Source organism: Phytomonospora endophytica (genome assembly GCF_014202425.1).
GTDB classification, from domain to species: Bacteria; Actinomycetota; Actinomycetes; order Mycobacteriales; family Micromonosporaceae; genus Phytomonospora; species Phytomonospora endophytica.
This window is the reverse complement of sequence record NZ_JACHGT010000017.1, coordinates 167,373-191,661: the sequence shown is the minus strand read 5'-3', so window position 1 is coordinate 191,661 and position 24,289 is coordinate 167,373. Positions and strand designations below refer to the sequence as shown.

The following is a 24,289-nucleotide window of genomic DNA, read 5'->3' as shown; positions in this document are numbered from 1 at the left end:
GCGATCGTCGAAGTTGTCCCGCACGATCAAATCGGCTGGGAGCTCACATGACTTCGAACGATACGTTCCTCGACCGGGTGACGGTCGTGGCAGAGGAAATCGCCTCGGGCGAAAGGAGGGTCCATCAGCTCCCCGACGACCTGAGCGCCGAGCAGAAAGGCGAGGCGCGGCGAAGGGCGTTGGAACTGCACAGCGGCACGACTCTCGACGCGATCGGCGACTACTGCCTCGATGCCGCTCTCGTGTCGGCAAAGCACTGCGAGAACTTCATCGGTGCCGCACAGGTGCCGATGGGTGTGGTGGGGCCCTTGTCGATGTCGGGCCGGCACGTCGACGTAGAGGAGCGGATCTTCGTTCCCCTGGCCACCACCGAAGGAGCCCTGCTGGCGAGTACCGCGCGCGGCTGCCGGGCGATCAGCGGCAAGGTCACCGTGGACGTCGAGGACACCGGGATGACACGGGCACCGGTGTTCCGGACCTCCGGCATCACCCACACCCGGCGCCTTCTCGACTGGGTCGCCGAACACACGCCCGACATCCGGTCGCTCGCCGAGCAGACCAGCCGACATCTGCAGCTGACCGGCATCCAGCCGCTGGCCGTGGGAACGACGGTCTTCCTGCGTTTCGCTTTCACCACCGATGACGCGATGGGCATGAACATGGTGACCCTCGCCGTCGACCAGGTGGTGACCGAACTGATCGAACCGCAGACGGGCGCGCAGTGCGTGGCACTGTCGGGCAACGTGTGCGTCGACAAGAAGCCCGCCTGGATCAACGTCATCGAGGGCCGGGGCAAACGCGTCTACGCCGAAGCCGTGCTCGACGCCGAGACGCTGGAGGACACCCTCAAGACCAGCGCCGAGGCGTTGTGCGAGGTGCAGTATCGCAAGAACCTCATCGGCTCGGCGATGGCCGGAGCGATGGGCTCCAACGCGCATCATGCCAACCTGGTCGCCGCGCTGTTCCTGGCCACCGGTCAGGATCTGGCGCACGTGACCACCGGCGCCACCGGAATCACCTGCGTCGAGGCCAGGCCCGACGGCGCCGCCTACGTGTCGGTGTACCTGCCCGAACTCACGCTCGGAACCGTGGGCGGCGGGACCGCTTTGGAAACCCAGAAGGAAGCCCTGGGACTGCTCGGAATCCACGGCGGAGACGATGGACGCACGGCACTGCGGCTCGCCGAGATCCTCGGCGCCACCGTCCTGGCCGGTGAGGTCTCGCTCTTGGCGGCCCTGGCCTCCCGAGACCTCGCCCGCGCACACCGCACACTGGCTCGGTGACACCGTGACCACGACGGCGAGTCGACCCCAGACCGTGGTCGCGACCGCACCGGGAAAGATGATCTTGATGGGCGAGCATTCCGCCGTCTACGGTGGGCCGGCGGTGGTCACGACCGTGGGGATGACCTGCCGGACGTCCGCCGATCGGCCGAACTCCGGCGCGGTGCGGCTCACCCTGGACGACGAAGCCACGCTCGTGGACGCATCCTGGGACCGCCTGCGCGAATACGCCGCACAGGCCGGCGACGACCAGGTGCGCCCCACGGTCTTCGACCTCGCCGAACCCGAGCACGCCCACCGCATCCACCTGCCCCTGATCGCGCTCGGTGAATTCGCGGCGGCGCATCCTCCATGTTCACTGCCGCCGTTGAACTTGCGGATCACCTCAACCGTTCCGCCCTCCCGTGGGATGGGCAGTTCGGCGGCCCTGGCGGTCTCCGTCCTCGCCGCTCTCGGGTCGGTGTGCGGGACTTCAGGCGGCATCGAGGCTCTGGAACCCCTCATCGCGGCCGTCGAACAGCGACAACACCACGCAGCCTCCGGCATCGACCACCGCACGATCATGCTCGGCCGAACGGTGGCGTTCCGACGGCGCGGAGATCGGTCGCACGGAGTCCCGGTTCCCGACAAGACAGAGGTTCTGACCCGGCTCGCGATCTACGACACCGGCCCCACAGAGGCGACCGGGCAGGTCGTCGCCGGTGTCCGGCAACACCTCCTCCACGATGAGCGCCGTTTGCGCCAAGTGCTCGACGCGATGGCGAAGCGCACCGATACCTTCATCCGCGCGCTCGACGGCGACGGCGACGCACGGGCCGTCACCGAGTCCATCACCTCTTACCAGCGCGGCCTCGAAGCACTCGGTGTGGTCCCCGACCCCATCCGGATCCTCGTGCGGCGAATCGAAGCGGCGGGCGGCGCGGCGAAGATCTCGGGCAGCGGCTCACTCACCGGCCCGGGCGCCGGCGCACTGATCGTGTACTGGCCACTCGGCCCGCCCTCGGTTCCTCTCAACGCGCTCGCGCCCTACCCGCGAATCGTCGCGCCACTTGGTGTCGATGGACTCAAGGTGACAACATGCCCGTGACCGCCGTCGCTCCCGCCAATATCGCCTTCATCAAATACTGGGGCCTGGCCGACCGCGCCTTGGGTGTGCCGGCGAACCAGTCGCTGTCAATGACCCTGTCCAGATGCGTCTCCCGCTGCACCGTCGACACGATCAAAGGACCCGACGAGGTGTGGTGGCACGAAGACGGCCGGGCCAGGCCGGCGGATCCGGTATTCGCCGCGCGTGTCGTCGAGCACCTCGACCGCCTGCGCGCCTTCGCCGAGGTCGACGTCTCGATGCGGATCATCACCACCAACAGCTTTCCGACCGCAGCAGGCATCGCCTCGTCCGCATCCGGCTTCGCCGCGCTGACCCTCGCGGCCCTCACCCGGGTCGATGCGGCCGTGGATCCCGGTCGGCTCTCGATACTCGCCCGCAAGTCGGGATCGGGTTCAGCGGCGAGGTCCGTTCTCGGCGGATACGTCCTGTGGCCGGAAGACTCCGAGGACCCGGCGTCGGCGGCGACGACCTTTCTGCCACGCGAGCACTGGGCACTGTCCGATGTCATCGCGGTCGTCGACTCCGGCCCGAAGGCCACCAGTTCCAGGGAAGGCCACTTCAGAGCCTCGACGAGCCCACATTTCGGGCGCCGTGTGGAACTGCTCGGCGAGCGGCTCCAACGTGTCCGCACCGCGCTTCGCGAACGAGACTTCGCCACCCTCGCCGAGGCCGTCGAGGAGGAGATGTACGAGATGCAGGCGATCGCCACGACTTCCCGACCGCCGTTGCGCTACTGGCGACCGGGCACCTTGCGCGTTCTTGAACGCATCGAGGCGCTGCGCGCGTCCGGCGTGCCCGTCTGCGCCACGACCGACGCCGGCCCGAACGTGCACGCGTTGTGCCCCGACGACGCGGTTACCGCTGTCGCCGCAGCGCTCTCCGACGACTGCGAAACCATCATCATCGACAAGGTCGGCGCGGGCCCGGCACTGTCCTCCGAACACCTCGGAATGCCCACATCACCAGGCACAAACGACTGATCTTTCCATTCGGTGGGCGGCCGCCTGGCCGCGGCCCGGATTGTCGGCCACCGTGTTCGCCCTGCACGCGGGGTTTGGGTGGGAATGGTGAATCAGCCGGCCCGGAATGAACCGCATCCTGCGGCGGTCAGGCGTCGACCCTTCACGCGGGAGGGCCGGTGCGCGCCACAGTCCTGTTCCCCGCGTGAGTATCCACTCCAGACATGAGCGAGGGAACCAATCGAAGGTTCGCGAGTGGCGCCCTTCGAAAAGGAGGAAACGTGAAAGATATCGACGTTGGTGGCTCGACTGAAATCGAGCCGGAAAAGGGTGGTTCCGCAAAGGAGACGGGCAACTCGCCGTACTCGCCCGAAGGTACAAGACCCGGGTGCCCGAGCGGCACGGGCTCGGATGCGCAACGAGTTCTTATCACCGGTATCGGCCTGATCATGCCCGGTGCCACCAGTGCCACGGACTTCTGGCGGCACCTGGCCGATGGGCGAAGCCAGATGACCCGGGTGCCCCGACTCGTCGACGCCGGCCTGCCAACACAAACGGCCGCAGTCGTCGACGGGTTCGACTACCGCTGCCACCTGCCCGATCTGCGGGAATCGTACGCGGCGAAGTACTCCCGTGAACAGCTGATCGTGATCGCGTCGGTCGCCAACGCACTACAGGACGCCGGGGTAGTCGACGGGGACATCGATCCGCAACGGATCGGCGTGGTCGGTTCGTCGTCGCGAGGGCCCGTCCAATGGTGGGATGAGACGCTCGGCATGGGTCAGTCCCCGGGGCCCCAGGCGGCCCTGAAGAGTCTCCCCGGATCGCCCACCAGCCTCGCCGCGATCCACTGCGGCCTCCAGGGACCCGTCGTCACGCTCAGCAATGCCTGCGTAGGTGGCAGTCAGGCGATCGGCATGGCGCTCGACAAACTGCGGTCCGGGGAGGTCGACGCGATGTTGGCGGGCGGGTACGAGTTCCCGGTCACCCGGTCGGTGGTCGAGTCGTTCCTGGCGCTGGGCGACGGGGTGCTGTGCCGTGCGACCGATCCCGACGACACGATGCGGCCCTACGACAAGCGCCGCCGGGGATTCCAGTTCGGTGAGGGCTCGCTGTGGATGTTCCTGGAGACCGCCGAGTCGGCCAGGCGGCGCGGAGCCGTCGCGTATGCCGAGATCACCGCGCAGCGCTCCGGTTGCGAAGCCGGGCACCCGACGACGATGGACTTGACCGGTGCGCACGGAGCGGCCCTCGTGAACCGCACCCTGGCCGACGCGGGAATCGAGGCCGCCGACGTCGGCTACATGTGTGGGCACGGCACCGCCACCCGCTATAACGACGCCACCGAGTGCCGCATCGTCGACCGCGTGTTCGGCACCGAACCGGGTACGCGCCCGGCGCTGGGATCGGTCAAACCCGTCTACGGGCACAGCTTCGGGTTGTCCGCCGCCGTCAACGTCGCCGCGACCGCCCTGATGTTGCACCGGCAAGTCCTTACGCCGACCGTGGGATGCGTCCAGGTCGACCCGGAGTGCGCCGGCGACCACGTGCAGGGCGGTGCACGACCACAGGCGTTCCAGCACGCGCTGTCCTTGGCGTTCGCGCTCGGCAGCCAGACGGCGGTGGTCGCGCTGAGCCGCGCGCCAGAGGCCATGCGCCGGCCACTTTCCATGGCGGGGGAGTTGGCATGCGGATAGCCGAGCCGGGTGTTCGCGCACCGCTGAGCGGGCGCGTCCCCGTCGCCGCCGGGCCCGACGAACTGGTGACGACACATCTGCGTCCGGGTACGCACTTGCACTTCGCCCTGACTCCTTCGAGGCCCAATGCGCTGATGCACGCGGTGTGCCGGACCTTCGAAGGGCGTGGTGAGTTCACCGTCAGCATCCCGGCGATCTACTCCAGTGCGCACGCCCTCGCCTTGTCCGGTGCCGTGCGGAAGGTCATCACCTGTTTTCTGGGCGAGACGGACCCGTCGCCGCGGCCATGCGGGCTGTACCGCGATCTCCGGCAGGGGCATCCGTTCGAGGCCGAACTGTGGTCGCTGTTGAGCTTTCAGCAGCGACTCATGGCAGGCGCACAGGGATTGCCTTATGCCGTCACCCGTTCTCTGGCCGGGACAGACCTGGTCGAGGGCAAGGAAGGCGACTTGTGGGCGGTGCCGGATCCCGGTGCCTGAGGTTCCCCCGGCTGTTCGGAGACTTTTGATCATGGTCTGATGGACCTGTAGGAGGTTTCCTTGTCCGCCCCTCGTAAGTACCCCCAGGAGCTTCGTGACCGGGCCGTGAGGCTGTATCTGGACTCCGATCCCAGGCCGGTGATCCGGCAGTTGGCGATGCAGCTGGGCATCCACCCCGAAGCGTTGCGCAACTGGATCCGGCAGGCCGAGGCAGATGCCGGCCACCGCTCGGACCGGGCAACCACAGCCGAGACCGAAGAGCTGCGGCGGTTGAGGAAAGAGAACGCCGAACTCAAGCGCGCCAACGAAATCCTGAAGGCCGCCTCAGCGTTTTTCGCCTCGGAACTCGACTGAGACCCGGCGACGGTCATGAGCCTCGTGAACGAGCTCCAAGACCGCTTCGCAGTCGAGCCCATCCTCAGGGTCCTCGCCATCGCCCCCTCCACCTATTACGGGTGGCTGCAACGCGAGAACGAACCGTCGATGCGGGAACAGGAAGACCGCGGGCTCTTGTCGGTGATCCACGAGATCTGGGACAACTCCGGCGCCACCTATGGCAGTCCACGTGTCCACCAGATCCTCAAACGCCGCGGGATCTACGTGTCCCGCAAACGCGTGGAGCGCCTGATGCGCGAACACGACCTCCAGGGCGCGTTCCTGCGTCGTGGCTGGAAAGGCGGGTCCACGAAACCCGACCCGCGCCATGATCCCGCCCCCGACCTGGTCAACCGCGACTTCACCGCGCCGGCCCCGAACAGGTTGTGGGTCGCCGACGCGACCAGGATCACCACCGGCGAAGGCATCCTCTGGCTGGCCGCGGTGCGTGACGCGTTCTCCAACCGCATCGTCGGCTGGAAAACCAGCCACCGCTGCGACACCGACCTCGTCCTCGGCGCCCTCGAATACGCCACCTGGTCCCGCGACATCGGCGCCGGCGAGCTGATTCATCACTCGGATCGCGGGTCGACCTACACGTCGTTTCGGTTCTCGCAACGCCTGGCAGACAACGGGATCGCCGCATCCATGGGCTCGGTCGGCGACTCCTACGACAACGCGCTCATGGAGAACTTCTTCTCGACCTTGAAGACCGAACTCGTCTACCGCAGCTCGTGGCGGACCCGTGATGAGGCCGACAACGCTCTGTTCGCCTATATCGATGCCTGGTACAACACCGAACGCATCCAAGCCCGCCTCGGCTGGCTATCGCCAGCCGAATACGAGACCGCCTGGCTCAACCAACCCCAACCCGCCCTGACACCCACATAACCCTCCGACAAACCGGGGGAACCTCAGACAGCGCCAATAACGGCTGGATGTACTACCGATACATCCGTAACCAGAAATCGGGCTACTGTGTGGACAACCGCAGTGACGACACTGACGGGCTAGCACTGTGGCAGGCGATCTGTCACGAAAGTGCCTTGGCGCAACTGTTCCGACTGAAAGACGCATGACCTCGAACCTGGTCAGCACGCTGCCCTCAAGGCCCGGCTGGCGGCGCCCGTACCGCCCCCGGTTGTCCGATCAGGACCGCTTCTGCTTAACTGCCCGTTCCCGAGGACAGGTACGACCTGCCGGTACGGAGGGACCTTCCGGCGGACGGGACTTCGGTTGCTACCCGATCCGGGAGGCTCGTCCCGTCGAGGGAGGCTACGTCTTCTATCACGATGCGGGGACCCCGTTCGACGAGGCAGGCTTCGCCTACCACCTCCGGCTTCGGCGGCCACACTCCGGCGGCACCGTGACCCCTTCAGCAAGCCGGGGGAACGGCACGATGCCCCGCGCGAGCACTTCGCCTCGGAGATGGCGCCGTTCAGGCGGCTTTGAACGCGAACCGCGAGGGCTGGAACCGGTTGGTGACGTCTCCGTTCAGGTCGTGGCCGACGAGTTCCAGGCGCTGTGTGGTCGTCGGGTCCAGGCGGTCCATGTGCACCCAGACGATGTCGGGGCTAAAGGCCGACTCGAATGCGTAGACGCGCTTCGACAGGTCGGCGAGGGTGCGCCAGATCGTCATGGAGATGTTGGGCCGACTGGGGTCGGGTGTGCCGAAGGGCTGTGCGGCGTTGCGCATGACGCTGAGGAGGGCGGCGTAGCCGCGTTGCGGGTTGTCGACCTTCGGTAGCCGGTCGGTGTAGTAGGCGGCGCGGACGAACCGGTCGGCGGCTTCGGTGGTGCCGGGCAGTGGGAGTTGTCCGCCGAAGCCTTCGTACTGTTTGAGGTGCTCCAGCTGTGCGCTGAACGGCGGCGAGTTGGTCATCACGTCGTAGTGGTCGCCGTGGTGGACGTCCAGGCGTCCGTCGAGGTACTCGAAGATCGCCGAGTCGCCGCCGGCGTCATCGATGGCGAGGTGCACCGTGGCCGTGGTTCCTGACGGGCCGCCCTGTGGACGCACTTGGAACGGGTGCCGCCGCACGTGTTCCACGGCTTCGGCGACTGTGGCGAAACGGTCGAGGAAGAACTGGGTCCACATGGACACCGGTATGCCCGGAAGCGCGATGTCGCGGTCACCGAAGTCCGATTCGGCCAGCCACAGCAGGTGCGCACCGAGACCGGCCTCGTTGATGCCGTCGGTCGCGGCCTTGTCGAAGACGCCCGCGATGACGCTGGCGTATTCCGCCCTCCAGATCAGCGGATTCGTGTCGCCGCCGTGGTCGCCGCGCTGCTCGCCGCGCGGCATCGCCCACAGGTTGGTTCCGAGGTCTTCGCGCCAGTCCATGTTGCGCCCGACCAGCATGCCCTCACCGCTGTCCCACAGCACTCGCGTGCACATGTCGGCCCCGCATTCCTGAAAGGCGGCGGCGTCCGCAGCCGTTCACGGCGAACGGCGCGGCCGGCGCCGGTCACGCCACCTGCGATCTGACAGTAGGACACGCCCCGGAGCCTTGATCATGTTTCCGGGAGTTTCGGCCGGGTCGGGCGACGGATGTTCTAGCAGTCCGCGACGTGCGCAACGGCCGCTGCGCGGAGAACCGGTCATGTGGGTCCGTGTCGCGCTCGAAGCCTCCGCCCGTGGCTCCAGCGGATCTGGCCGGCGCGATGCCGCGGGTGCGGATGTTCGTGACGGCAGCGCCGACGAGGTCACCGTCGCCGGACACGACGGGTCGCTCCTCGTCGTCTGGCGGGCGACGGTTCAACCGAGCAACCCCAGCCTGGTCGCGACCACGGCGGTCTGGAAGCGGCTGCTGGTGCCCAGCGCTTCGTGCACCTCGCTGACGAGGCGGCTGACGGTGCGCGGCGAGATGCCCATGGCCCGGCCGATCGCTTCGTCCTTGGCGCCGCCGGCCTGCATGCGCAGGACGTGCAGGTGCTGGTCGGTGAGGGTGTCGGTGAGTTCTGGTCCCGGGGGACCGCTGGGCACCGCCGCGTGTTGCCAGGCGTGCTCGAAGACCGCCACGAGGCTGCGTGCCAGCACCTGCCCGCGGATGACGAGGGCTCCGGCCGCGGTGTCGTCGGGATCGACGGGAAGTACGGCGATGCGCCGGTCGTACACCGCCATCTGCACGGGGATCGCCGGCATCAGCCGGATCTCGTGCCCGAGGTCGCGCAAGTGCATCACGTGCGGCCCGAAATGGGGGACGGTGCCGACCCGGTTGATGAAGATCGTGCGTGCCGCGACGCCCCGGTCGTGGAGGGCGATCATGCTGGCCAGGCCGCGTTCGGTCGCCTCGGGTGAGCGTGGCGCCGATGCCCGCCAGCCGAACATGGACAGGATTTCCCGCTCGACGGAGGCACCGAGGTCCTCGAAGAGCCGGTCGACCTCGTCAAGGCCTTCGATGATCTCCACGTCGACCTCATTCGGGCGCGTGGAGACCGAGTACCGGGTGCTCAGGGCGTGCCCGAGTTCGTCGAGGGCGGTCAGATCGGTTCGGAGATGCTCGACGAGGGTGTGGAGGGCACGGGCCGGATCGGCGGGAGGTTGATCCATGGGGATGCATTGAACGTGCTCCTGCTCAACGGTGTGCAGGCGGGTCCGGCCGGGGCGTGGGCTGGCGCCCCGGCCGGACCCTGGTGGAGTGAGGTCAGGTGACGGTGACGGTCACCGGGATCCGCTGCACGGGTGTGCGTCCGGAGTCGTTGCGCACGACCAGTTCGGTCGTGTACACGCCTGGCGCCAGGCCCGTGGTGTCGACGGTGAGGGTGATCGTCCGGTCGTGGCCGCGTTTGACGGTGCCGATCGCCCCGTCGAGACGAAGCCAGCCCGGACTCATCACCGCGGCGTCACCGGTCTCGATGACGTAGCCGCGCCCGGTTCCCGGGCTGATCGCCGTCAGCCGCCCGCGCTCGTCGACTTCGATGCCGCCGGGGATCCAACCCGCGTCGGGCCAGGCGATGGTCCGCACGACCTCGCAGGTATCGGGATTGAGCCCGTAGATCAGCCCGGACCAGTCGAAGGTGGTCGTCCACAGCAGCCCCGAGGTGGGGTGCCAGGCCAGGCCCGAGATGGGCATCCCGGTCGCGCAGGACCCGAGCTGGGCGCCCGGGTTGGACGCGCCGCCGACCTTGTGGATGAGGCCGGTGAGGGCACTGCCGACGTAGAACGCGTCTTGGTCCGCGCGGTAGGCCAGCCCGTTGTTCTGCACGTAGTTCGACGGGTACCCGGTGATGCGTTTGACGAGTTTGCCGGTGTCGGGGTCCATGCACTGGATCGCGTAGTCCATGTCCTGGGGCATGGAGCACACCAGCCCGCGGCTGCTGTCGTAGGCCATGTCGAGTGCGTAGGACTGAAGGTAGTAACCGTACGGGCGCCAGCTCCGGCCGGTGGCCACCTGGTCGACGGTGTGTTCGGCGATGGAACCGTTGGCGTACCCGATCCAGCGGGTGCCGGCCGGGGCGACGCTCCACGCCTGAGTCGGGGTCGTGAAGGTCTCGACGACGGTTCCCGGTGTGCCGCCGTCGCCGGTGGCGGGCAGCAGCGCGCCGAGCGCGACGGTGTCGTAGTGCAGCCGGTCCTTGGAGCCGTTGCGGACGGTCAGTTCCCGGGTGGTGCCGGTACCGGCGGGCACCGTCAGGTCCAGCGAGTCCCGGCCGATCGAGATGTCGGGCGTCCTGAGGGAGAAGTCGGCCGTGAAGGTCTGGCCCTGGCGCCGGACGTCGACCCTGTCGTCGTCGGTCTCGTAGTAGTCCTCGGCGGCCTCGACACTGCTCCTGCCCTTGAAGACCTCAAGGCGGTAGCGGCCCTCGGCGTCGGTGGTCTGGGCCGTGCCGGTGAAGTCCTCGTCGGCGACGTCGACCGTGGCCCCGGCGATCGGCAGACGGTCGTTGGCGTCGGTCACCACGCCCTCGACCCAGCCGTGCGTCGGCAGGACCCAGCGGATCGACTGCCCGTCGTGGAGGGACGCGGCCTTCAGCGAGTACTGGAAGCCCCGCTTTCCGGCGCGGTCCTCGATGCCGATGCTGGCGTTCTGCCCGCGCGTGGCCGGAGCGTCACCGAGGCCGCGGTAGTTGAACACGATCCCGCCCTGTTCGTCGATGACGACCTCGTAGGAGATCCGGTCTCCCGTCCCGGCGATCGGCACGTCGCGCCACTCCACGACGACCTCGCGGTGGGGGGCCTTGCCGCGTGTCGCGGTGTACACCCCGGAGGTCTCGTCGAGAGTCGTGTCCGTCCAGAACGGGAACAGCGCGTGGTTGGGGTGGAGGCCGGAGGGTAGCTTGACGGGGCCGACCTGGCCGTCGTCGTCCTTGAAGGACAGCACGCCGCTGGTGGTGGCGTAGGCCGAGGCGGAGGAGTCCCCGTAGAGGGTGAACGTGAACGGCAACGCGATGCGCGCCGTCCCGAGCCGGTCGCCCGACATCGTGAGCTTCTCGGTCCCCTCGACCCACGCGGTCTTCCCGTTGCGGCAGCCGTAACCGTAGGCGTCGGTGACCCAAGCCAGGCGAACGTTCGCCGCGGTGTCGCCGCCGACCGTCATGTCCTCGGCGTAGGGGACTTCGCAGGTGCTGCGGGTGACCCCGAGGCGGTAGTCGCCGGCGGGGACACCGGGGAAGGTGTATCGGCCGTCCGCGCCGGTGGTCACCGGCGTGTACGGGGTGCCGCCAAGGCTGACCGAGGCACCGGGGAGCGGTGCGCCGTCGCCGTCGGTGGCGAGCCCGGAGACGGTGTATCTGGGGAGCGGGGTGAGTGAGCTGTCCGCGACCGAGGCGGCGTCGGCGGTGACGGTCAGCGCCGAGGTCGCGGTCTCGTACCCGAAGTACGAGGTGGTCACGGCGTACTGCCCGATCGGCAGGCGGATCGCGTACGCGCCCGAGGCGTCGGCGGTGGCGTAGGTGCCGCGTGGTCCGGTGAAGGTGACACGCGCGCCTTCGATCGCCTGCCCCGTGTCGGCGTCGGTGGCCGTCCCGGTCACCGCGCCCACGGCCACCCGCGGTGCCGCGCTCGCCGCGGCGTACACGTCGAGGCGGCCCTCGCCGGCGGCGTTGTTGTCGGCGGCGGTGCCGCCGCACTTGGTGTCGTTGACGTCGACGGCCGACCCGTCCAGAAGGGCGGTTATCGCGGCCTCGTCGCCGACGAGACTCGGCGCTGCCGACATCAGCAGTGCCACCGCGCCGGCGACGTGCGGGGTGGCCATCGAGGTCCCGTTGGAGGCGCCGTACTTGCCGCCGGGCAGTGAGGAGCGGATCGAGACGCCGGGTGCGGCGATGTCGGGTGTGATCTCGGCGTCTGAGGCGGCACCGCGGCTGGAGAAAGACGCGACGGCGTCCGTCGAGGCCGTCGCGGCGACGCTGTAGACCCCGGGGTTGTCGCCGGGCGAGCCGCTGGTGCCGCAGCCCGGGCCGTTGTTGCCGTTGGCGAACAGCGGCACGATCCCCGCGGCCTTCCACGCGTTGATGACGTCGGCGTACCAGAGGTCCACGGACGTGCCGTTTCCGGAGCCCCAGGAGTTGTTGATGACGTTGGGTCGCTGCTCCGGCTTCGGGTTCTGGCCGGCGAGGTCGGTCGGGGCGAGCAGGAACTGCCCGGCGCCCAGGAGCATCGTCTCCGGGCAGCCGCTGGGCAGGCAGCCTCGTGCGGCGATCCAGGTCGCGCCGGGCGCGACGCCGATCTGGTTTCCGGCGCCGTCGTCGCCGACCATGGTGCCCATGGTGTGGGTGCCGTGGCCGTGCGGGTCGCAGGGGCCTTCGGCGCACTCCCCGGACGGATCGAACCAGTTGTGGGCGTGGTCGTAGGCGCCCCCTCCGAGGCTGCCGCGGTAGGCGTTGGCCAGGGCGGGATGGTCGTACTGCACGCCGGTGTCGACGTTGGCGACGACGACGCCCTCACCGCGTGCGGCGTATTCCGACCAGACCTTGTCGGCGCCGATCTTCGCCACGCCCCACTCGGTCGTGCCGGTCGCGGCGGCGGCCTCCCGGGTCTCGGCGGGAAGTTCCAGCACCGTCGACTCGGCGATGCGTCCGACGTCCTCGCGCGCGGCGAGGGAGGCGACCAGGTCGGGGGTGGCCTCTTCGACGTGGACGGCGTTGGAGATGAAGTACGAGGTGTACGTAGCGCCTGTGGCGTCGAGCTGCGTCAGCAGCGGCGCCTGTGACGCCTCGGCGTTGGCGCGCAGGGCGTCCAGGACGTACTCGCCGCGCTCGGTCCAGTCGGCGATGCGGTAGGCGGCCGACAGGTCCGCGGTGTCGGTGAGCTTGACCCACACGTCGGTGGGCTGCCGGTCGCTGAGCTGGGCGCGGACGCCGACGCTGACCTTGGCGTCGAACGCGGAGATCGCCGACGGGCTCTCACCGCCCGGGTCGGTCACCTCGGCCTGGGCCGGGGCGGCCGGGGTCAGCAGCGCCGCGGAGAAGGTGAGGACGGACAGCGCCGTGGTGCGCGTCCGTCTCCCCGTCGCGGGCGTGGGGGTGCGGGGCATGGGGGCTCCAGTGGACTTCGAGGGGTGGAAACGCTGTCGACGGTCGCATGCGCGGGTTGCTGTGGGAACGGCGTGAGCACTGCGGGTCCTCGCCATGGCGAGGACCCGCCACCCCGGTCCCGGCCGCGACACGGGCGGGCCGGCTCTTCGCCGAATGGCCCGCGGCACGGCTGTGACCAGTCGATACTGGCCGGAGTCAGCACCACCGAGCGAGGGAGCGGCCGTGATCACCGAAGACCGCGTGTTGTTCGAGCCGGCCGACGGCGACTATCTGAGCGTGCGGGAGCTGACCGTCGAGGGCGGTGACCGCCAGATCGGCCGTGATCTGGCCGAACTGGCGCGTTCGGCCTACGGGAGTCGCCTGGCCCGCTACGCCGACCCGCTGTACGGGCGGGCACGGCTGGCCTACCTGGACCGGAACTGGCCGCGGCTGGGCCTGCGGGCCCGGGGCGTGGCCGATGCGTTCGGGCTGGCCGAGGACGGTGCCGGTTTCGACCCGACCGCCCTGGGCTACGACTTTCCCGTATCGCACGGCTGCTCGGCGGTGTGGTTCCCGCCGGCGCTGACCGACGTGGGCAGGCCGCTGGTCGGCCGCAACCTCGACTGGTACACGCTGACCTTCTCCGAGATGGCCGGGCGCGAACCCGATGCCGGTGAGCATCCGTCGTACTCGCGGGTCACGGTGAACAGGTGCCGGCCCGACGACGGCCGGGCGACACTCCAGATCGGCAGCCACGACCTGCTCAACCCGATGATCGACGGCGTCAACGACGCCGGGTTGTTCGTGTGCATCCTGGTCGACTCCACCGGGCACGGAGACCCTGGCGCGTCACCGGCCGGCGGGTACGACTCGGGCCTGTCGACCAACCAGGTCCTCGGATTCGTCCTGGACAACGCCGCCACCGTCGGCGAGGCGAAGACGGCCCTGCTCGGGCAGCACTTCTTCACCCCGATGGCTCAGGGCGAGCACTGGCTCATCGCCGACGCCGACGGCGCGGCCACCGTGTTCGAGATCGACCAGGCCAGTCATCAGTACCGCTTCACCGACGGCCGCCCCGACGCTCCGCTGGTGGTCACCAACCACGCGCTGCACACCTACCCGACCGCCGACATGTTCCCCGAGGTGGATGCGAACGCCGAGCACAACACCTTCGTGCGCCACCGGATCCTCACCGACGCGATCGCCGCGCACACCGGCGTCTGGACCGGGGCCGACATCACCGCGCTGCTCGCCACCGTCAACTGCGCCTTCGCCGACAACGCACGCGCCGGAGTGTCCCACGGATGGCCCGAGCGGACACTGTGGACATATCTCGCCGATCCCGCGGAGCGACGGTTGACCACCCGCTTCTACCGTCGCGACACCGGCACCGTGCCCGGTACCAACCACGTCACCACCGCCTACACCGATCCGATCGCCATCGAACTCAAGTCGTGACCGTCACCTGTCGTGCGATCCCGTGTCCGCGTCGGCCGGTGTCGCCGTATACGTCTCGTATCCATGGACCGGCGCCGGCCCTTCGGGTCACTAACCTCCGAATCGCGAGCTCGCCCGAGCTCGATGGAGGAGGCAATGGTGAGGCTTTTAGCGGCCCGCCGACGTCTGCGGATCGCCTTGGTCGTGCCCACGATGGTGTTGGGCGCGTTCTTCGCGAGCATGTTGGCGTCGGGGATGGCATATGCGGATGACGGTTCGTACGGGGGTGACTCCTACGGCGGAGACTCGTACAGCGGTGACTCCTATGGAGATGACTCCTACGGTGGCGATTCCTACGGGGATGATTCCTACGGGGATGATTCCTACGGAGATGATTCCTACGGAGATGACTCCTACGGAGATGATTCCTACGGAGATGACTCCTACGGGGAAGACTCGTACACGAGCGACGACTACGGCGACTCGTACGGGGACGGCTCGTACGAGGACTCGTACGACGACTACTCGGGCTCGCTAGCCGAGGGCGATGCCTTCGGCGAGGAGGCTCTCGGCGAAGACCCGGTCGCCGCCGGCGAGGTCGGCACCCGCGGAGTCGAACTGTCGGCCGAGCAGGTCGAACAGGTCGAACAGAAGGAGGAACTCGGCGAGGAGGTCTCGCCGGACGACGTTCAGGAGAACGTCCAGGACGCCGTCGAGACCGAGACCGTCGAGGTCGACGCCCCCATGGCGGAGGAGCCCTCGCCCGCGATCGACGCCGAGGCCGTCAACGAATACACGGCGATGGCCCCGAGCGTCGACATGTCGGCGTACGCGCCCGGTGTCGAGGAGGCGGTCGCCGAGTTCGACTCCTTTGTGGACTCCAGCCCGGTGGCGGACTTCACGGCGATATCACCGGACGGCGTGTTCGCCGCCGAGCCGCAGGCACCGGTCGAACAGGGCCCGGTCGTCGCCGACCTGGTCGGCGCGTTCGGGACCGGCACGGGGCCGGTCCAGGATTACAGCGCCTACGCCCCGGGCATGGAACTCAGCGGGGTCGAGGCATGGACCGGTACGACCACCGGGTACTCGCAGCTGGATTCGTCCACTGTGACCGGTTGGGACGCGCCCTACGGTCCGGGAACCGCGGTGGGCCTCGACGCCTACGGCGCCCCGGGCTGGCCGGACGGCTGGACCGCGCCGCCGGCGGAGTTCGGTGAGGCGGTCGATCCGTCACTGATCGGCACCACCACGTCGATCTCGCCGTCGCTGCAGCCGCAGGAGAACTGGAGCCTCAACACGGTCGTCACCCCCGGGGTCGAGTACTACGACCCGGGCCCGGAGGACATCGATCCGGCGACCGGTTCCTGGGGACTCGGGCTGAGCCTCGATCTCTCCGGGGGCGTGGGGCTCTTCGGCGGTAAGGGCTACACCCTCACCGACGACGGCCGGGTCCTGGAGACGACCAAGCAGGGCGGCGGCATCGGACTCGAAGGCACCGCCGAGGTCGGCACCTATCAACAGCCGGGCGACTACCACGTCGAGCAGTACGGCGGTCTGACGAAGACCACGAACACCGCGACCGGCGAGGTCTCCTGGGCGTACTCCGCCGAGATCGGCACGCTTACCGGCAAGGTCGAACTCGACTCAAGCGGTAGGCCGGTCGGCGGTGCGGTGGGGACCGGCATCGGTCTCGGTGTGCCGGCGTCCTCGTACGACATGAGCGTCAAGGAGGTCTACAACCCGAACCCGGCGCCGAACCCCGACGGCTACCAGCTCCCCGCGGATGAGGCGGAGCTCGACATGGCACCGATCCCGTCCGGAGGCGACGAACCGGCCGACGGCACGGAGAACAAGAAGGACGAGGAGAAGGACTCGACGGTCCCGCAGTCCTGACCGAACCGAAGGGAGGGCCCCGTCGGGGGTCCTCCCTTCGGGGCGCCGCGGGTCAGAGTTCGGCCAGTTTCCGGCGGATCGCTCGGTCGGCGCCGGTCTTGTGCTCACGATGGATCGCCAAGGCCCGGTTCCAGGCGTCCCGGGCCGACGCGGGGTCGCCCATCGTGCGGTGAACCTCCGCCAGGCCCTCATAGGTCCGGGCCAGCAGAACCTCGCCGCCGACTCTGCCCGCCAGCGCGACCGCCGCCTTCACGCACTCCAGCGCCCGAGTGTGCGCGCCGGTCTTGAGGTGGATCTGTCCGAGGCTGTCCCACGTGGCGACGGCCCCGTACTCGTCGTCTTCGAGCTGGATGGCGAGGGCCTCCTCGCAGGCCGACAGCGCGTCCGCGTACTCGCCGAGGGTGAAGTGCGCCCAGCCGATCCCGTTGAGGGTGTTGGCGACACCGGAGCCGTTGCCGGCGGCACGGTACATCTTCAAAGCCCGGCGGTTGTGCTCCAGCGACTCCCGTGGACGGCCCCACCGGAGCATCGCGCCGCCCAGTTGCCGCTCCAGCTGCCCGACACCGTCCGGGTCGCCGACTTCGAGGTACAGGTCGGCCGAGGCACGGTAGTGCTCATCGACCTCGGCCGGACCGGCCAGGTAGGACAGTGCGTAGCCGCACATGCGATGCGCGTAGGCCGCCGCCGGCTTGCTGCCGAGCCGATCGGCGGCCTCCACCGTGGACCTGCAGGAAGCCAGCATGTCGCCCCAGCGCCATTCCCGGCTCAGCGTCCAGGCGATGGCCTCGGTCATCGGCCAGACGAAGGCGTCGTGGCCGTTCTTCGTGGCCATGGTGATCAGGGCGAGCACGGTGTCGGCATTGGCGAACAACCAGGTGGCCGCCGTCTCCTTGTCCAGAAAGGGCTCCCGGCGCACACCGTCCACAAAGGGTGGTGACTTGCACTCGCTCCTGCCCGCCTGCAGGACCGAGGAGGCGTCGTGCGCGGCGTGTGCGAGGTAGCCGAGTATCCGCTCGCGGGCGGCCCGGCGCTCGGCCTCCTCGCACTCCAGTTCCGCGCGCTCTGAACCGTACTCGCGCAGCAAATCATGGGCTCCGAAGCGGCCCTGGGCGCGTTCGGTGAACAGGTGTGCCGCGGCCAGTTCGGCGAGCGCGTCCCGCGTCTCGCTTTCACCGTTTCCGGTGAGGGCGACGGCCTCGGCCACCGACAGGTCGGGCAGCGGGAGCAGCCCGAAGAGCCGGAACAGGCGTGCCGCCGGTGCCGAGAGAGCCGTGTACGACCAGGAGAAGACGGTGCGCAGGTCGGCTTCGGGGTCGTGGTCGGCGAAGGCGTCGAGTCTGGCTTCGGCCAGCTCGCCGCCGAGAGCGTGCAGCGACTTCCCCGTACTGACGGCGGCACGGGCCGCGGTGATCGCCAGGGCCAGCGGGAGGTGCGCGCACAGCTCGATCAAGCGGCGGACGGCCGCCGGCTCGGCGGCGACCCGATCGGTGCCCAGGCGCGCGGCGAGGAGGTCGCGGGACTCCGCGAACGTGAGCGCGCCGAGGACGACGGGACGCGCGGCGTGGGTGGTCACCAGACCGGACAGCAGATCGCGGCTGGTCACCACGGTCACCGAACCGGCGGAGCCGGGCAGAAGGGGACGGACCTGCGCGGCGTCGCGGGCGTTGTCGAGGACCACCAGGAGCCCGCGTCCATCCACAAGGGAGCGGAAGTGGGCGGCGCGTTCGTCGAGTCCGTCGGGGATCTCGCGCCCGGCGGCACCGAGCGCGGTGAGGAGACGCCTCAGCGCCTCCGACGGATCCACCACGGCCGCGGCCGGACCGAAACCGTGCAGGTCCACGTACAGCTGACCGTCGGGAAAGGCGCCTCGCGCACGATGTGCCCAATGCACCGCGAGGGTGGTCTTGCCGACCCCGGCCGAGCCCGAGACCACCGCGACGGCGCGGGATCCGGCCAGCAGACCGTCCAGTTCGGACAGTGCCGCCGCGCGTCCGGCGAAGGCCTCCACGGTGTGCGGGAGCTGCGCCGGGACGTCCGGGCTGTCCGGGACCGAACGCGTGACGGGTGGCCTCTCGGCGCCGAGAACGGGATCGTCGCGGAGGACCCCGCGGTGCAATTCGGCCAGCGGCGCACCGGGCTCCAGTCCCTGGTCGGCGAGGCGTTCGCTCGTCGCGCGGAACAGCGCCAGGGCCTCGCTGCGACGCCCGGCGCGGTACAGGGCGAGCATGGACAGCCGGACGACCTCCTCGCGCGTCGGGTCGGCGATCAGGAGCCCGCGCAGGTCGCCGACCACGTCCTGATGTTCACCGAGAGCGAGCCGGGCGCGCGCGTGGAGAAGCTCGACGGCCGCCCGCTGCTCGGTGAGGCCGAGCGCGACGGCGGTGAGCCGCTCGGTCGGTTCGACGCCCGTGAGCGCGTCGCCGCGCCAGGCGGCCAGGGCCGCGCGAAGTTCGCCGGCGGCGGTTCGCGGATCCCCGGCGGCCAAGGCGATCCGGCCCTTGTCCGCGTGCGCGGTGAAGACGTCGGTGTCGAGCTCACCGGGTCCGACGGTGAGCAGGACCCCGCCTTCACCGGTGAGTCGAGTGGCCGGGAGCCCGGCGACGTTGAACGCACGGCGCAGCTGCCAGACGTACTTGCGCAGATTCGCCAGCGCCGAACCCGGTGGCACGTCCCAGACCAGCGGGACGAGCGCACGGTAGGGAACCTCGACATTGGCGTGCAGCAGGAGCGCGGCGAGCACCGACCGCTGGCGAGGACCGCCGAGCTGCACCGACACCGGCCCGTCGGGCCCGACGGAAACGGCGCTCACCGGGCCGAGGAGGCGGAACATCACGGCGCCCACTATGGACGATCCGGCGATTGCGCGGCCCTCGGGGTGAACTGCTGCTCGGAGTGAACTCCTTGCCCGGCTCCGCCACCATGTCGCCATGACCTCACGGCGACGACGCATCACCGCACTCATTACGGCCGCGTTCGCGCTCGCCGGTGCCATCGTCCTCGCGGTCATGTTCGCCGCCGCGCCGGTCAAGGACTTCGCGGCCGTCGCCACTCTCGTCGGCGGTGTCATCGGTGCGTTCGGCCTGGCGGCCGGTGTCTTCTCGTTCCTCGCGACCTACCGGCGCGCGCCCGAGGACCCAGCCGTGCTGCTCGCCCGCGCGGTGGAGCGCGAGTGGCGGACGGAGTCCGCGGTCCGGGGCCTGGAGCGTCCCGAGCCTCTCCGCGTGCGCTGGGCGTCCACCCGCCGGCCGGTCACCGCCGCCCCCGGCGACGCCGCCGGAGACGTCACCGCCATCGCCGACGCCTGGCGTGCGCTTCCAGCGCCCCAGCTCGTCGTCATCGGCGAGCCGGGCGCGGGGAAGACCTCGGCGGCCGTGCTGCTCGTGCGCCGGATCCTGGCCACGCGAACGGAAGGTGATCCGGTGCCGGTCCTGCTGAACGTGACCGACTGGGATCCGGCGACGAAGCACCTGGACGCGTGGCTGGCTGAGCGGCTCCACGGGCTGTACCGGTGGCTGCCCAGGGAGGAAGCCGCCGGGTTGGTCGAACGTGAACGCGTGATTCCGGTCCTCGACGGGCTCGACGAGATGACCGGCCCGGTTCGGACGGCCGCGGCGGCGGCCTTGACCGAGGCGGTCGGCTCGGACCGGCCGTTCGTCGTCACCTGCCGGTCCCGCGAGTACGAGGAGCTGATCGGCGCCACCGGGATGCCCTTGGCACGGGCCGCCGTCGTGGAACTGACGCCCGTCGATCCGGCCGACGTCGCGGCCTATCTGGGTGCGGGGCGCGTCGGGGGTGACGCGCACTGGGCGGGCGTGCGGGAACGCCTGGCGGCTGAGCCGGCCGGGCCGTTGGCGACGGCGCTGCGCACGCCGCTCATGGCCTTCCTCGCACGTGAGGAGTACGGCCGGTCCAACGCCGATCCCGGCGAACTCCTGGCCTTGGGGGCCGCCGGGGACATCGAGGAGGCTCTGCTCGCCGGGTACGTCCCGGCCGTCTACCGTGAGCGCGGTCCGGTGCGGCCCGGTGCGAAGAGGCTTCCCGTCTACGCCGCCGAGGACGCCGAGCGGTGGCTCGGATTCCTGGCGCGGCATGCCGAGAACGGCAGGGTCGCGTGGTGGCGGCTGCCGAGCACGGTCGAGGCCGCGCGCTCGTTCGGCGGCGACGTCTTGACGATGATCGGGTTCGGCCGGGTCGCGGTCGCCCCGAAACCCTGGCGGTGGCGGCCCAGGTTCCTGTTCGGCGCGCTGCTTCGCATAGCCACACCGGCAGGGCTGGTCGTGGGCGTACTCGGTTGTTTCATGTTCGGCCGGTCCTGGCTCGCGATTCCGCTGGGCCTGGTCGCCGCCTGGACGTTCGTCGGCTCGTTGTATCTGAGCCTGAGCACCGGCGGGTTCGACGAGGCCGACGGGGCCGTCGAGCGGCACCGGCGAGACAGGCACGCCATGATCGGGATCGGAGCCGTGCTCGGCTTCTGGACGGTCGTGTTGTTCGGGAATCGTGGTCCCGAAACCGTGGTGGACTGGATCGTGGTGCCCTTCATCTGGGCAGCACCCCTCCTGGGCCCGCTCGTCTTCACCGCGTCCGGGCAGCTGATCGTGACCGCGTTCGTCCTGTCCCGCTCCGGGCTGCTGCCCATCAGTCTCATGAGGTTCCTCGACGACGCCCACCGGCGCGGCGTGCTCCGGCAAGTCGGCGCCGAATACCAATTCCGGCACGCCCGGCTCGCCGACCATCTCGGCGGGACGCGAGACGATGATGCGTAGTCGCTGCTCGTCCACATCGCCTTGACGCATACCGGCTGCTGAGCGGCGGCGAACACGCAGTGTGTCAGCGGCCGTCGCAGGGTCCCCACGCCACTCGTCCGCCGGGCCGTTTCGTCACGTCGACGTGGCTTCGATCTCGATCGCCTGTGCCAGCGTGCCTTTCAGCGCGGCGAACTGCTCCTCGCCGATCAGTCCGGCCCAGCGTCTTTCGGTGTCGCCGAGGATGCGGGCCGCCGCGGCCTGTGCCTCCCGGCCCGCCTTGGTGAGCCGGATGATCTTCGCGCGGCGGTCGGTCGCGTCGGCCAGTCGTTCCACATAGCCGCGGTTTTCCAGGTCCATCACCAGTTCGGCCATGGCCTGCTTGGTGAGTCCGGCGCGTTCGGCGAGGGTGGTCAGCCGTGAGCCCTCGGGGTCGATGGTGCGGAAGACCGATCCGTGGACGCTGCGGACTCCTTCGAAACCCTCTTCGGCGAGGCGGTCGTGGAGTCCATTGAGGATGGTGTCGCGCATCCGCGTCAGCAGCATGAGCAGCGGCGGTCCACCGGTTCCGGTCGTCATCGTCAGGTCCTCACCGCAGGTTGATCAGGCCTCTTGACAATATCATTCAGGATGGTACGGTTGCCTGACTGTCAGGGAGCATGACTAAATTCTCGGAGGAACGATGACCGCCATCGCCGAACAGCGCGCGCACTTCGCGTCGCTCTTCACCCGCCCCATCCCGGCCGGCGTCGAGGCGTCGGAGACGACCCTCGGTGGACGGCCGGCACTGGCCCTGTCCACCGCGGCAGGCGGCGACGTCCTGCTGTACTTCCACGGCGGCGGCTTCGTGGTCGGATCGGCTCGCTCGACCGCCCACCTGCCCGCCGCGTTGGTGCGCCACCTGGACGGCCGCGCGATCTCGCTCGACTACCGCCTGGCCCCCGAGCACCCCTACCCCGCCGCGCCCGATGACTGCCTGGCCGCCTACCGCGAACTGCTCGACTCCGGCCTCGACGCGCGCCGCGTGGTCTTCGCCGGTGACTCCGCCGGCGCCGCGCTGGCCGTGACCACCATGCTGCGGGCCCGCGACGCGGGCCTCCCGCTGCCGGCCGCCGCGGTCTTGTTCTCCCCGGCGGTGGACCTGACGGTCAGCGGGGAGACCATGCGGACCAAGAACGGCGTCGACCCGATCTTCACCCCCGACGCCATCGCCTGGCTGTTCGGGCAGTACCTGGACGGTGCCGACGCCCACGAGGCCAGCCCGCTCTTCGGCGACCTCGCCGGGCTGCCGCCACTGCTGATCCAGGCCGGCTCCAGCGAACTCCTGCTGGACGACGCCGTCCGCCTGGCCGGGCACGCCGCCTCCGCTGAGGTCGCGGTGACCCTGGAGGTCGCTCCCCGGCAACCGCACGTCTTCCAGCACGGCGAGTCTCCTGAGGCGGTGTCGGCGCTGGAGCGCGCCGGCCGCTTCCTCGCCACCCGCCTGCAGAACCAGAAGGAGCAGTCGTGAAGCAGCTGACCGAGCGGTTCACCGGCCCCGTCCTCACCCCCGATGACGAGCGTTACGACGCCGAGCGCACCGGCTGGCAGACCGCCCGCGCGCACCGCCCCGACCTGGTGGTGGGCGCCGCCACCCCCGCCGACGTGCAGGCGGCCGTGAAGCACGCCGCCGACCACGGACTTCCCGTCGCCGTGCAGGGCACAGGACACGCCTCGGCCGCCGTCGCCGCCGAAGGCGGCGTCCTGATCACCACCGAGCGCATGGCCGCCGTCCGGGTCGATCCCGACGCGGCGACCGCGTGGGTCGCCGCCGGGACGCGCTGGAACCAGGTGGTCAGCGAGACCGCGCCGTTCGGGCTGGCTCCACTGTCCGGCTCGGCACCGCACGTCGGCGCGGTCTCCTACACACTCGGCGGTGGTCTGGGGCTGCTGTCGCGGACCTACGGCTACGCCGCCGACCATGTGCGCTCCCTCGACGTCGTCACGGCAGACGGCCACCTGCGGCACGTCACCCCCGACAATGAACCCGACCTGTTCTGGGCCCTGCGCGGTGGCCGCGACAACTTCGGCGTGGTGACCGGGATGGAGATCGACCTCGTGCCGGTCACGACCATCTACGGCGGCACCCTGATCTTCTCCGGTGAGCGGACCGCCGAGATCTTCGACGCCTACCTCCAATGGACCGCGACGGTCCCCGAGGCGATGAACTCCTCCATCGCCTCGATCCTGTCGCCGAACCTGCCCGCGATCCCCGAGCCCCTGCGTGGACGCCGGACGGTCCACATCCGCATCTCCTACACCGCAGGCGATCTGGCCACCGCCGAGAGCCTGGTCGCGCCACTGCGGACGCTGGGGACGATGATCGACACCGTCGGGAAGATGGCCTTCGCCGACTCCGGTGTCATCCACAACGATCCCGTCGCGCCGACCGCCGCCGAATCGTCCACCGCCATGCTCGGCGATCTGAACTCCGACGCGCTGCCGGCACTGCTGGAACAGGAGCCGACGCCGCACATCGTCGAGCTGCGTCACCTCGGCGGGGCGATGGCGCGGCCGCCGGCCATCCCCAACGCCGTCGGCAACCGGGACGCGCGGTTCCTGCTCAACCTGGTGTCCCCACTCGCAAGCGCCGAGCTGAGCCGGATCCGTACCGCGCACGAGCGCATCATCGCGGCTCTTGGTCCGTGGGACACCGGCGGCCGGTTCCTCAACTACCTCAGCGGTCACGGCGCCGCGTCCCAGGTCCGCGCCGCCTACAGCCCCGCCGACTATCGGCGACTCAGCGAGATCAAGGCCGTCTACGACCCCCACAACACCTTCCGTCTCAACCACAACATCGCCCCCGCCAAGGATTGAGGAAC

The 24,289-nt window shown here is 69.6% G+C and carries 17 protein-coding genes; 12 read left to right on the top strand and 5 right to left on the bottom strand.

What is annotated here, in order from left to right; genetic code table 11:
* Positions 1-47: 47 nt before the first annotated feature.
* From HNR73_RS32145 to HNR73_RS32115, 7 genes are all read left to right on the top strand, one after another.
* Complete coding sequence (locus HNR73_RS32145) at positions 48-1,283, top strand: hydroxymethylglutaryl-CoA reductase (protein WP_184791453.1); 1,236 nt, start codon at positions 48-50, stop codon at positions 1,281-1,283.
* 67 nt (positions 1,284-1,350) lie between these two features.
* Entirely contained in the window at positions 1,351-2,370 is a 1,020-nt protein-coding gene (locus HNR73_RS32140; RefSeq protein WP_184791452.1) for a mevalonate kinase family protein, read from the top strand.
* Positions 2,361-3,371, top strand: a complete 1,011-nt coding sequence (gene mvaD / locus HNR73_RS32135; RefSeq protein ID WP_184791451.1) for a diphosphomevalonate decarboxylase — start codon at positions 2,361-2,363, stop codon at positions 3,369-3,371. Before HNR73_RS32140 ends, mvaD begins: the two co-directional genes overlap by 10 nt.
* A 260-nt stretch (positions 3,372-3,631) precedes the next feature.
* A complete protein-coding gene (locus HNR73_RS32130) occupies positions 3,632-5,047 on the top strand; it encodes a beta-ketoacyl-[acyl-carrier-protein] synthase family protein (protein WP_184791450.1) in 1,416 nt (471 codons plus the stop codon).
* Positions 5,038-5,526, top strand: a complete 489-nt coding sequence (locus HNR73_RS32125) for a CoA-transferase (protein WP_184791449.1) — start codon at positions 5,038-5,040, stop codon at positions 5,524-5,526. The genes HNR73_RS32130 and HNR73_RS32125 overlap by 10 nt, the downstream gene beginning before the upstream one ends.
* Positions 5,527-5,586: 60 nt before the next feature.
* Positions 5,587-5,880 (top strand): transposase, encoded by a 294-nt coding sequence (locus tag HNR73_RS32120; RefSeq protein WP_184791448.1) that lies wholly within the window; start codon positions 5,587-5,589, stop codon positions 5,878-5,880.
* Between the two features lie 15 nt (positions 5,881-5,895).
* Entirely contained in the window at positions 5,896-6,792 is an 897-nt protein-coding gene (locus HNR73_RS32115) for an IS3 family transposase (protein ID WP_184791447.1), read from the top strand.
* A gap of 547 nt (positions 6,793-7,339) precedes the next feature.
* Here HNR73_RS32115 and HNR73_RS32110 read toward each other — a convergent pair.
* From HNR73_RS32110 to HNR73_RS32100, 3 genes are all read right to left on the bottom strand, one after another.
* Complete coding sequence (locus tag HNR73_RS32110) at positions 7,340-8,296, bottom strand: linear amide C-N hydrolase (RefSeq protein WP_184791446.1); 957 nt, start codon at positions 8,294-8,296, stop codon at positions 7,340-7,342.
* 360 nt (positions 8,297-8,656) lie between these two features.
* Positions 8,657-9,451 (bottom strand): helix-turn-helix domain-containing protein, encoded by a 795-nt coding sequence (locus tag HNR73_RS32105; RefSeq protein WP_184791445.1) that lies wholly within the window; start codon positions 9,449-9,451, stop codon positions 8,657-8,659.
* A gap of 94 nt (positions 9,452-9,545) precedes the next feature.
* A complete protein-coding gene (locus tag HNR73_RS32100) occupies positions 9,546-13,376 on the bottom strand; it encodes a S8 family serine peptidase (RefSeq protein WP_184791444.1) in 3,831 nt (1,276 codons plus the stop codon).
* 223 nt (positions 13,377-13,599) lie between these two features.
* Here HNR73_RS32100 and HNR73_RS32095 point away from each other — a divergent pair, with 223 nt between their 5' ends.
* Together HNR73_RS32095 and HNR73_RS32090 are read left to right on the top strand one after the other, a co-directional pair.
* Complete coding sequence (locus tag HNR73_RS32095; RefSeq protein ID WP_184791443.1) at positions 13,600-14,814, top strand: C45 family autoproteolytic acyltransferase/hydrolase; 1,215 nt, start codon at positions 13,600-13,602, stop codon at positions 14,812-14,814.
* 135 nt (positions 14,815-14,949) lie between these two features.
* Positions 14,950-16,686, top strand: a complete 1,737-nt coding sequence (locus tag HNR73_RS32090) for a hypothetical protein (protein WP_184791442.1) — start codon at positions 14,950-14,952, stop codon at positions 16,684-16,686.
* 52 nt (positions 16,687-16,738) lie between these two features.
* Here the strand turns inward: HNR73_RS32090 and HNR73_RS32085 are convergent, their stop codons facing one another.
* The gene (locus tag HNR73_RS32085; RefSeq protein WP_239122276.1) at positions 16,739-19,516 is read right to left on the bottom strand and encodes an AfsR/SARP family transcriptional regulator; all 2,778 of its coding nucleotides are present in this window, start codon (positions 19,514-19,516) and stop codon (positions 16,739-16,741) included.
* Positions 19,517-19,613: 97 nt separating this feature from the next.
* Between HNR73_RS32085 and HNR73_RS32080 the strand changes: the two genes are divergently transcribed.
* Positions 19,614-21,449, top strand: coding sequence for an NACHT domain-containing protein (locus HNR73_RS32080; protein ID WP_184791440.1), 1,836 nt, complete (start codon positions 19,614-19,616; stop codon positions 21,447-21,449).
* Between the two features lie 114 nt (positions 21,450-21,563).
* Here HNR73_RS32080 and HNR73_RS32075 read toward each other — a convergent pair whose 3' ends face one another.
* Positions 21,564-22,007, bottom strand: coding sequence for a MarR family winged helix-turn-helix transcriptional regulator (locus HNR73_RS32075; protein WP_184791439.1), 444 nt, complete (start codon positions 22,005-22,007; stop codon positions 21,564-21,566).
* A 103-nt stretch (positions 22,008-22,110) separates the two neighbouring features.
* Between HNR73_RS32075 and HNR73_RS32070 the strand changes: the two genes are divergently transcribed.
* Both HNR73_RS32070 and HNR73_RS32065 read left to right on the top strand, forming a co-directional pair.
* Positions 22,111-22,938 (top strand): alpha/beta hydrolase, encoded by an 828-nt coding sequence (locus HNR73_RS32070; RefSeq protein ID WP_184791438.1) that lies wholly within the window; start codon positions 22,111-22,113, stop codon positions 22,936-22,938.
* Positions 22,935-24,284, top strand: a complete 1,350-nt coding sequence (locus HNR73_RS32065; protein WP_184791437.1) for an FAD-binding oxidoreductase — start codon at positions 22,935-22,937, stop codon at positions 24,282-24,284. Before HNR73_RS32070 ends, HNR73_RS32065 begins: the two co-directional genes overlap by 4 nt.
* Positions 24,285-24,289 lie beyond the last annotated feature (5 nt).

Bases quoted from the DNA above. Each gene is read 5' to 3' on its own strand.
- HNR73_RS32145 (WP_184791453.1), top strand. From the start codon at position 48: ATGACTTCGAACGATACGTTCCTCGACCGGGTGACGGTCGTGGCAGAG.
- HNR73_RS32140 (WP_184791452.1), top strand. From the start codon at position 1,351: ATGGGCGAGCATTCCGCCGTCTACGGTGGGCCGGCGGTGGTCACGACC.
- mvaD (WP_184791451.1), top strand. From the start codon at position 2,361: ATGCCCGTGACCGCCGTCGCTCCCGCCAATATCGCCTTCATCAAATAC.
- HNR73_RS32125 (WP_184791449.1), top strand. From the start codon at position 5,038: ATGCGGATAGCCGAGCCGGGTGTTCGCGCACCGCTGAGCGGGCGCGTC.
- HNR73_RS32115 (WP_184791447.1), top strand. From the start codon at position 5,896: ATGAGCCTCGTGAACGAGCTCCAAGACCGCTTCGCAGTCGAGCCCATC.
- HNR73_RS32110 (WP_184791446.1), bottom strand. From the start codon at position 8,296: ATGTGCACGCGAGTGCTGTGGGACAGCGGTGAGGGCATGCTGGTCGGG.
- HNR73_RS32105 (WP_184791445.1), bottom strand. From the start codon at position 9,451: ATGGATCAACCTCCCGCCGATCCGGCCCGTGCCCTCCACACCCTCGTC.
- HNR73_RS32100 (WP_184791444.1), bottom strand. From the start codon at position 13,376: ATGCCCCGCACCCCCACGCCCGCGACGGGGAGACGGACGCGCACCACG.
- HNR73_RS32090 (WP_184791442.1), top strand. From the start codon at position 14,950: ATGGTGAGGCTTTTAGCGGCCCGCCGACGTCTGCGGATCGCCTTGGTC.
- HNR73_RS32085 (WP_239122276.1), bottom strand. From the start codon at position 19,516: ATGTTCCGCCTCCTCGGCCCGGTGAGCGCCGTTTCCGTCGGGCCCGAC.
- HNR73_RS32080 (WP_184791440.1), top strand. From the start codon at position 19,614: ATGACCTCACGGCGACGACGCATCACCGCACTCATTACGGCCGCGTTC.
- HNR73_RS32075 (WP_184791439.1), bottom strand. From the start codon at position 22,007: ATGACGACCGGAACCGGTGGACCGCCGCTGCTCATGCTGCTGACGCGG.
- HNR73_RS32070 (WP_184791438.1), top strand. From the start codon at position 22,111: ATGACCGCCATCGCCGAACAGCGCGCGCACTTCGCGTCGCTCTTCACC.